The following is a 6,735-nucleotide window of genomic DNA, read 5'->3' on the forward strand; positions in this document are numbered from 1 at the left end:
CCCCCACCCCCACCGCCGCCGCCGGTGAATGAGGATGCGCGCCGGGTGGAACGGGACGGGGGCCAGGAGGGCAGGATGCAGGTGATCCTGGCCTGGGATGACCGGAACGATGTCGACGTCCATGTCATCTGCCCGGACGGCCGGCGCATCTATTGGGATAACCTGCGGGCCTGCGGCGGCGAACTGGATATCGACCACAACCGTTATGACGACCGGGTGATTCCCGATCCGGTCGAGAACATTGTCTGGGTGGGCAATCCGCCGCCGGGGACCTATCGGATCGAGGTCCAGCTGCCCAAGTCGCGTGGTCTGCCCCGTTCGCACTACCGCATCACCCTGCGGCGCGAGGGCAAGCCGGATCAGGTTTTCCAGGGCACGGTGGACCGCGCGCGCAACCGGAACGATACTAAGATCGTTCACGTCTTCACCGTGCCGTGATGGCGGAACGTGTTAGCCTGCGACGGGGCGGAAAAGTGATGGTTCTGGGAACATGCTGAAACGTCTGACGAGTTTCCGCCGTGTGGTCAGCCTCGTGCCGTCGAGCGGGTTGCAATTCCTCGATTTCGGCTTCGATATCGATGCCTTGCCCAAGGTCTCGCGCGCTTTCTGGGAAGAGCCGGTCGCGGCGGGGGCCATCGGCGGCGACGGCCAGCAGCAGGTCGTGCTGCGCACCCTCGTGATGGACGAGGCCAGGGGCGGGCTGGCCGATCCCCGCACCGGCACGCTGGCGCCGCCCGACGAGATTTATGAACTCAACGGCCGCAAGGGGCTGGAGCCCTTCCTCGGTCGCTGGATGCCGCTGCCCTATTGCAAGGTGCGCGGCAAGTCCCCGGATGGCGCCGATCTGCACGATCAGGGGCCGAGCAACTGGGCGCGGCTGCGCGTCGTCGAATTGCCGGTGCGCGATCGCGACGGCATGACCCATCGCGTCACCCTCGCCTTCGACACGGCGCTGGCCAAGCGGCTGCCCGGCCGGCCCTATGTCATGCCCAGTCCCTCGGACGCCGAGGAACAGCAGGAATTCGCCCTGGTCGCCGAGGCCGAGAAGAATGCCTGGTTCATGGAAGAAGCCTGGGTCGACCAGTGGCTGGACGAGAGTTTCCGGGAGTTTAAACAGGCCCAGCGGCCGAACCGGACCTTGCGCGCCGACGATTTCCCCCATGCCTGCGAACATTGGGCGCGTTACCTCGCCTATCTCGCGGTGATCGACGAGGCGGAAATCCTGCCGCGCATCCGACTGATCGACACGGTGTCCGACGCCGGCCGGCGCGTGCCGGTCGAGGTCGATCTCGTGCTCGACATCGGCAATTCGCGCACCTGCGGCATCCTGCTCGAATCCCATGCCGACGACCGCATGGATCTCAACGACAGCTATGTCCTCGAGCTGCGCGACCTCGGCCATCCCGAACAGGCCTATGGCAAGCCGTTCGAGAGCCGGGTCGAATTCGCCAGGGCGAGTTTCGGCAAGGAAGCGGCCTCGCGCCGGTCGGGACGGGCCAATGCCTTCTGGTGGCCCAGCCCCCTGCGGGTCGGGCCGGAAGCCATGCGTCTTGCCGGGGATGCCCTCGGCAACGAGGGGGCGACGGGCCTGTCCAGCCCCAAGCGTTACCTGTGGGATACCAGGCCGCTGGTGCAGGGCTGGCGCTTCAACGGCCTCGGCCCCGACGGCATCACCACGGAGCCACCGGTGTCCGGCCCGGTCATGGGCCTCGTCACCGAGGATGGCGACGTGCTGCGCCAGCTGCCGGCGGGCAAGGGCCAGCCGGCGGTGCGGGCGAAATTCTCCCGCTCGGCGATCTATAGTCTCCTGTTGGTCGAGATCCTGTTCCAGGCCATGGCCATGATCAACGCGCCGGAAATCCGCCTGGCGCGCAAACATGGCGACGTGCCGCGTCGCCTGCGCCGCATCGTGCTGACCATGCCGCCGGCTCTGCCCGTGGCCGAGCAGCGCCTGATGCGCCGCCGGGCCGAGGGGGCGGTGAAACTGGCCTGGGACCTGATGGCGCTGGCCGCCGTCGACGGCAGCCTGCCGCCGGAGCCTTCGGTGGTGCTCAATCTCGACGAAGCCTCGGGCACCCAGCTGGTCTATCTCTATACCGAGATCACCCAGAAATTCCGGGGCGATTACGCCGCCTTCTTCGGCCTGAAGGGCCGCGTCCGCGCCACCGAGGGTTACGGGTCGGAGCCGTCGCTGCGCATCGCCTCGATCGACATCGGCGGCGGCACCACCGACCTGATCGTCACGACCTACACCGTCGAGGGGCAGCGGGCGATCAATCCGGCGCAGAATTTCCGCGAGGGCTTCAAGCTGGCCGGCGACGATATCCTCGCCGCCGTGATCGAGCGTCATATCCTGCCGGCGATCGCGAAGGGACTGGGGGCGGCGGGCGTCGCCGATCCCACCGCCCTGCTGAAGAAACTCTTCTCGGGCAATCGCGGCTCCGAGACCGAAGTGGAACGCCACCTGCGCCGCCAGTTCGTCGCCCAGGTGCTGGAGCCGGCGGGCCTTGCCCTGCTTCACGCCTATGAACAGGGTGGCAGCGGCCCCCATGCCGGCGCGGAAATCCGCCGGCTGGAAAGCCTGATGGACCGCAATCTGCCGCCGACCCTGCGGGTGCTGCGCTTCTTCGAGACGGAAGCCTCGGATCATGGCGCCAGCGGCTTCGACATCGGCGCGGTCGAGGTCGCGATCGATCTTGCCCAGATCGAGGCGACGACGCTAGCTGTCATTGGCCAGACCCTGGCCGACCTCGCAGAGGTCATTCACGCCTATGACTGCGATATCCTGCTGCTGTCGGGCCGGCCGTCGCGCCTGCCGGCGATCGCCAAGGTGATGCTGGCGAAACTGCCGGTGATGCCGGACCGCGTGATCCCCATGCATCAATATGCCGTGGGCACCTGGTATCCCTTCCGCGACGTGAACGCGCGGATCGAGGACCCGAAGACCGCGGCCGCCGTCGGCGCCATGCTCTGCGGCCTCGCCGAGGGCCATCTCGAAGCCTTCCTCATGCGCACCTCGCGCCTTGTCATGAAATCGACCGCGCGCTTCTTCGGCCAGATGGAGATTTCGGGCCAGGTGCTTCGGCGTAACGTGTTCCTGGCCGATCCCACGCTGGACGCGCGCACGGGCGAAGGCGGGGGCGAGAGTTTCATTCTCGATTTCTATGCCCCGGTCTTCATCGGCTTCCGCCAGCTCGATCTGGAACGCTGGCCGGCGACGCCGCTCTATTTCCTCGAATTCGCCAATCCTTCCGCGACGGCGGGGCTTGCCCTGCCGCTGAAGGTGACGATCGAGCGGGCGGAAGTGGATGCCGACCACATGGAGCGATGGGAGGATTTCCGCATCAGCGATATCGAGGATGCGGAGGGCAACAGCCGCCGCGGCGCCGTCACCCTTCGCCTGCAGACCCTGAAGGCGGCGCAAGGCTATTGGCGCGATACCGGCGTGCTCGGGGTTATGTGAGGCGCATGATGAGCATCGACCATTCCGCTGAAAACGAGACGTTGCGCGCCAAGGCCGCCGCCACCGGCACCGCCGCCGCCGCCGCGATCGACTGGTTCAAGGCCCATCCCGCCCGCCTGCATCAGGACGAGGCGGCGTTGCGCCGCGACTTCCGCCGCTTCGGCACCGCCGCGCGCAAGCTGGAAGCGGCGGCGACGCGGCCCATGTGCGTCTCCGTCTTCGGGCCGAGCCAGGCCGGCAAGTCCTATCTGATCTCCGCCCTCGCCCGGAAGGGGACCGAGCGGCTGATGGCCGTGTTCGAGGACCGCGCCCTCGATTTCGTCGCCGACCTCAATCCGGAAGGCGGGCAGGAAGCGACCGGTGTCGTTACCCGCTTCACCATGAAGGCGCGGCCCTGTCCCGCCGGCAAGCCGGTCGCGCTGCGTCTCCTGTCGCAGACCGATGTCGTGAAGATCATCGGCAATGCCTACCTGTCGGACTTCAACCTCGAGGACGAGGAACCGCCCACGCCCCAGGAGATCGGCGAGCTGTTCGCCCGGCTGGAGCCGAAGGCGCAAGACGCCGCCGTCGACGTGCTGACGGCGGACGATGTCTTCGACCTGCAGGAATATTTCGAGCGCTATTTCAAGCCGCAGGCCAGCGTTCGCGCCCTGTCCAGCGGTTATTGGGCGCGGGCGGCGGAGCTGGCGCCGCGTCTTGTTCTCGCCGACCGTGCGGAACTCTTCGCCGTCATCTGGAATTTCATTCCGCGCCTGACCGCGCTGTACCTGACCCTCGCCGGCGGCCTCGACCGGCTGGGCCACGCGGCGGAAGCCTGGGTCGGGATCGAGGCGCTGGTCCCGCGCGAGAGCTCGATCATCGATGTCCGCACCCTCGGCGACCTGGGCCGGCCGGCGGCGGGCGAGGCGCTGACGCTTGTAACCAGGGACGGCCGCAAGGCCCAGCTGGCGCGGGCGGAAGTGACTGCTTTGATCGCCGAACTGACCATCCTTATGCGCGATCAGCCCTGGCCCTTCTTCGATCACACCGACCTTCTCGATTTTCCCGGTGCCCGCAGCCGCGAGAATTTCCCCGATCCGCGCGGCTTCCTCGAACAGGAGGGGGCGCTGCGTTCGGTGTACCTGCGCGGCAAGGTCGCCTATCTGTTCGAGCGTTACTGCGCCGAGAGGGAATTGACCGCCATGCTGCTGTGCATCGGCCCGTCCAACCAGGAAGTCCGCACCCTGCCGGCCATGGTCAAGGACTGGATCGACGCCACCCACGGCGCGACGCCCGAGGACCGCGCCCGGCAGGAAAACGCGCTCTTCCTCGTGCTGACAAAATTCGATCAGGAATTCGAGGAAAAGGCCGGGCAGGCGGCTTCGACCGAGGGGCGCTGGACGATCAGGCTCAATGCCTCGCTGCTCGATTTCTTCGGCAAGGCCCATGACTGGCCGCGTAACTGGACGCCGGGCCAGCCCTTCACCAACAGTTTCTGGCTGCGCAATCCCAATTTCGTCGCCAAGCACATCCTCGATTACGACACGGCGGGCAAGGAAGCCGGCATTCGCGGCTCCGAGGCGGATCGCATCGCCCGCGCCAAGGCCGATTTCCTGGCCAACGCGGCGGCGCAGGCCCATTTCCACGACCCGGAAAAGGCGTGGGACGAAGCCTTCCGCCTGAACGATGGCGGCATTTCCTATCTCGCCGCCTCGCTGGAGCCGGTGTGCAACCCCGCGATCAAGCGCCGCCAGATCGAGGAACAGCTGCGCAGCTTGCGCCGGGCCATGCTCGACCGGCTGGCGCGCTATTACATCTCGGGCGATCTGTCGGTCGAACTCGAGAAGCGCCGCGCCGCCGTCCGCGCCAGCGGCCGGCGGCTGGTCGCCTGCGCCGGGGACCAGAAATTCGGCCAGCTGCTGCGCGCGCTCCAGGTCTCGACCGATGCCCTGGTCGGGCTCTACTACCGGATCGAGACCGAGGCGGGATCGGAAGAAACCGCGCAGGCCGAAGGCGGCCCCGCGCTGGGCCGGCGGCCGGACGCCCAGGGCATGATGGATGCCCTGTTCGGCGATGGCCCGGTGACCAGCGAGGTGCCGGCGGCGCCCCGCCGCGCCCGCGACCAGGCGGAGCGTTTCGCCGATGCCGCGATGGAATACTGGATGGAACAGATCCACGCCATCGCCGACAATGGCGCCGTGCGGGACGGCATCGGTCTCGACGGGCCCTCGGCCGCGACCCTGGCCGAGGAACTGGGCATCGGCGCCCGCCGGCTCGGCCTCGCGGAATCGATCGCGGCGCAGGTCCGGAAGATTTCGGCCTTCCGCGCCCGCCCGGGCGATGCCGCCGCGAAACCCGTCACGGCGGCGGAAAGCCTGATCAATGCCTATGTCGATCATCTGGGCTTCGACGCCAGGCCGCTGACGGCGCGGCCCTTGAACAGGGCGACGGGCAAGCCGATCTTCGCCCCGCCGCCGCCCGCCGGGGCTTACCCCAGGCTGGCGGAAGAGCCGGCGGCCTATGACCAGACCTTCTATGTCGACTGGATCGCCGGGCTCTTCGCCCTGACCGACGAGAATGTTTCCTTCAAGGATGGCGAGGCGATCGACGTCGAGGCCAATGCCCGCCTCGGCCGGCTGATCGCGGCGCTGGAGCAATGACCATGGCCGATCCCGTCATCCGCGTCGTCGAGGACAAGGCTCAGGTCGAGGGTGGGCACGCCATCGTCGTGGTCGAGGGGCGGGGCCAATATGTCGGCAATGGCAGCCTCGGCATCCGCCGCCTCGGTTACGAGGCCGCGCATCTGTCGGACAAGGGCTGGCGCATCGCCGAAAGCCGGGTGCTGGCCGATCGTTACGAAGTCCGCGACGGCACGGTGCAATTCTACCTCGGGCCAGAGGTGACCGAATTCCTCACCTCCGACGATCACGTCGCCATCGATATCGACGGGATCGCGGGGGAAGCGGTGCTGTCCTGGCCGGCGATCACGCCCCATTACGATGGCAAGGCGAAAGGTCGCCGCGTGGCGGTGAAACCTGTTGCGCCGCCACCGCCCGAGCCGGAGCCCGAGACGCCCCCACCACCTCCGCCCCCGCCACCAGCGGAAACGATGCGGGTGGAGCGGATGGTCGATGCCCCGGCGCCAAAGCCATCCGCCCGGGGCTGGCTGATCGGCATTGCCGTGCTCGTCGTCATCGCCGGGGCGGGGATCGCCGCCTATCTCTTCTATCCGAAGCCGTCCCCGGCTCCCGTGGCGGTCGCCGGGGCGCCGGCGGCGCCCGTCACCCCCGCCG

At 67.9% G+C, this 6,735-nt stretch carries 2 protein-coding genes and 2 pseudogenes; all 4 read left to right on the forward strand.

Annotated elements, in window-relative coordinates:
• Positions 1-438: pseudogene (locus WAZ62_RS20480) on the forward strand (hypothetical protein); the annotation flags it as partial.
• Positions 439-490: 52 nt separating this feature from the next.
• Complete coding sequence (locus WAZ62_RS20485) at positions 491-3,463, forward strand: virulence factor SrfB (RefSeq protein ID WP_422645392.1); 2,973 nt, start codon at positions 491-493, stop codon at positions 3,461-3,463.
• A 5-nt stretch (positions 3,464-3,468) separates the two neighbouring features.
• Positions 3,469-6,102, forward strand: coding sequence for a virulence factor SrfC family protein (locus WAZ62_RS20490; protein WP_422645393.1), 2,634 nt, complete (start codon positions 3,469-3,471; stop codon positions 6,100-6,102).
• Positions 6,103-6,104: 2 nt separating this feature from the next.
• Positions 6,105-6,735, forward strand: a pseudogene (locus WAZ62_RS20495) (hypothetical protein); the annotation flags it as partial.

It is taken from the genome of Zavarzinia sp. (genome assembly GCF_049306435.1).
In the GTDB taxonomy this organism is placed as follows: Bacteria; Pseudomonadota; Alphaproteobacteria; order Zavarziniales; family Zavarziniaceae; genus Zavarzinia.

Excerpts from the sequence above, each read along its gene's own strand:
- WAZ62_RS20490 (WP_422645393.1), top strand. The coding sequence starts at position 3,469 with ATGATGAGCATCGACCATTCCGCTGAAAACGAGACGTTGCGCGCCAAG.
- WAZ62_RS20485 (WP_422645392.1), top strand. The coding sequence starts at position 491 with ATGCTGAAACGTCTGACGAGTTTCCGCCGTGTGGTCAGCCTCGTGCCG.